The organism is Pandoraea soli, assembly GCF_902459595.1.
Lineage (GTDB): Bacteria > Pseudomonadota > Gammaproteobacteria > Burkholderiales > Burkholderiaceae > Pandoraea > Pandoraea cepalis.
In genome coordinates this window covers 1-2,446 of record NZ_CABPSG010000036.1, presented here as the reverse complement: position 1 = coordinate 2,446, position 2,446 = coordinate 1, and the positions used below count along the sequence as shown (strand labels likewise).

The following is a 2,446-nucleotide window of genomic DNA, read 5'->3' as shown; positions in this document are numbered from 1 at the left end:
CCCCCGAGGAAGCAATGGCCAAGGAATTGGAAACCGCTGGGTTAGCTCAACGTTGCACTTGACTCTTGAGACCGCCCTGTCGCCAGTCGGATGAGTGGCCGGCTTGGTGTAATGGCCGCTGAATTCAAAGAAAAGGCCGCGAGCGTGAATGAGCTTGATTCGCTGAGAATGGCTCGCTCCAACATTCACTCCCAGATCAAAGATATTGCCGATAAAGATGATTATCGAGTGAAGCTCGGCGAGGTTTTCGATAACGTTGACGGCGTGATTGCAGCGTTGGAAGCGGATGGCGGAAGCGCGCTGAATCATGCCTGGGAGAAAGAACTTCAGGTGGCCGATCTTGCAAACGTCAAAACGGAAATCCAGAAAGTCTTGACGGCCGCCCCGGGCGACTTTGCGGATGCTCGCGCGCAGCTAAGCGACTTCCTTAATGATGATGCCGCGCTCTTGCAGCGTCGTAACGTGGCGCTGAATCTCTACGCCGAGATGACTGCCCTCGACAGCCGGATCAAGGCGCTGGGCAAGGCAGACGAAGCGACCTTCATTGGCATGGCGAACACCAAGGAATTGGTGGCGCCTGTGCAGAACGGCGCTGCCGCCGCGCTGACTTGGCGCGACGATAACCTGTTCAACGTGCATTTCGATGAAGGCTACGCCGAAGGGAACGTCCAGATCGGCAAGGACACCGTACTCGACATTACGGAGCGCTCAGGGGCTCTGTCGGATGCCGTGAACGGCGCCGAAGACGGTGTTCGCGACGTCGGTACGATTCGTGTAGCAAAAGATGTGTCGCATTTGGTTGGCGTCATTGATGGGGACTTGAATATCCATCAAGGACTTGAAGGCGCGGGTGAACTGGCCGTAGCCGTTGGGAATGGAGGAGTGCTCAACTTTGTCGAGGGTGGCAAAGGTATCGATCCTGCAGCCCGGGGCGTTGTGTTGATCGCCGGGAGCGGTGCGAGCGCGACGGACGTTGTCGAAGGCACTTTCGGCGCCGGGGGAGGAACCGGTAAAGATCCTGGACAGATCTGGTTTCACGCAGGTACAAGCGCTCAAAACGCTGCTATCGCACTCTCTGCGCGAGGCCAACTGAGATTCGAAGAGGGGTCCAGTGCGGGTGCCAGCAGCATCATGGTGAACGGTGGAACGGTACACTTCGACGAGGCGCACGCCGGCAGCGCGTCGATTCAGAACGCTGGCAAGCTCGTAGTGGATAGCTCGGCGATGGGCACCAGCACCGTGATTAATCATGCCAAGGGTGCGTTCAGCGTGACTGATTCGCCGCTTGAGCACATGCACCTGACAAATCTGGGCAACGTGGACATGTTCGCGTCAGTTGGCGGAAACGCTCAGATCTCGAACGAGGGCGATGGTCGCATTAAGATCGTCGACTCCAAGCTCGAAAATCTCAAGCTGGTCAACGCGAGCACCGTGCTGATTGACGAATCATTCGGTGGTAATGCGACGATCCTGAATGGAGACAGTGCCGTCCTGGCGCTTATTGATACCGCGATGGAATCACTTCAACTCGAGAATCGAGGGCAAGTGATTGCCGAGGGCAACACCACCGCGGATAAGGCGCGCATTCGTTTGGACGGGGGGGTGTTTGACGTCTCAGGCATCGAAGGACCCGAGGGGGCTGAGCACCTCGATGGAGAGATTCTCATCGGTTCGCTGTCCGGGCGCGGTGATCTGATTGCGGAAGACACGCGCGTCGCGCTTGGCGCTTTGAATCAGGATGACGTCTTTGAAGGGCGCATTCTGGCAAAGAGCGAACGATCGACCGAAGCGGACGCGGATCTGCAAGTCAAGTCGATGCGTCTATCTGAGGAATTGATCTCGCCGGATGACCATCAAGATGTGCGCCTCACCAAGATCGGTAGCGGCAATCTGACGCTGGCTGGCGATCAAAGCGATGTGACGAGCCTGAGCATTCAGGGCGGTACGTTGACGGCAGCGCATGCCAACGCACTGGGTTCGGGTTCGGTGAACGTGGCCCAAGCAGGCACGGTCGCACTAAGCACGGACGTCAGCGGCGTTCAGAGCCTGCAGAACGATGGCACGCTTGATCTTGGCATGAACAAGCTCGCGGTGGAAACCTACGCGTCAAACGCGGGAGCGACGATCAAGTCACGCATTGAGAAGGTCGAGGGCGCGCTCGCTGGCGGCCAGATCCACGTCTCGAAGGAGGGCGATTTCACCCATACGAAGCTGGACGTTGCTGTTGCGAGCGATATCGAACTTTCCGAAATCGTGGGCAAGTTCGACGTGGTGAACGCTGCAGAAGGTGCAGAAGTGACTGGCGGCGAACTGACCGTGGGTAGCATCACTGGCGGCAAGCAACCGGAACCGACGATTACGGACCCGCAGGACCCGCAGGACCCGCAGGACCCGCAGGACCCGACGACCGGAACGGGCATCGAGACGACGATCACCGAAAAGAACC

At 58.2% G+C, this 2,446-nt stretch carries 1 protein-coding gene; it reads left to right on the top strand.

Annotation, left to right across the window (positions count from 1 at the left end):
* Nucleotides 1–111 precede the first annotated feature (111 nt).
* Nucleotides 112–2,446: hypothetical protein (locus tag PSO31014_RS22165; RefSeq protein WP_150553587.1), on the top strand; the 2,335-nt coding region annotated here is incomplete at its 3' end.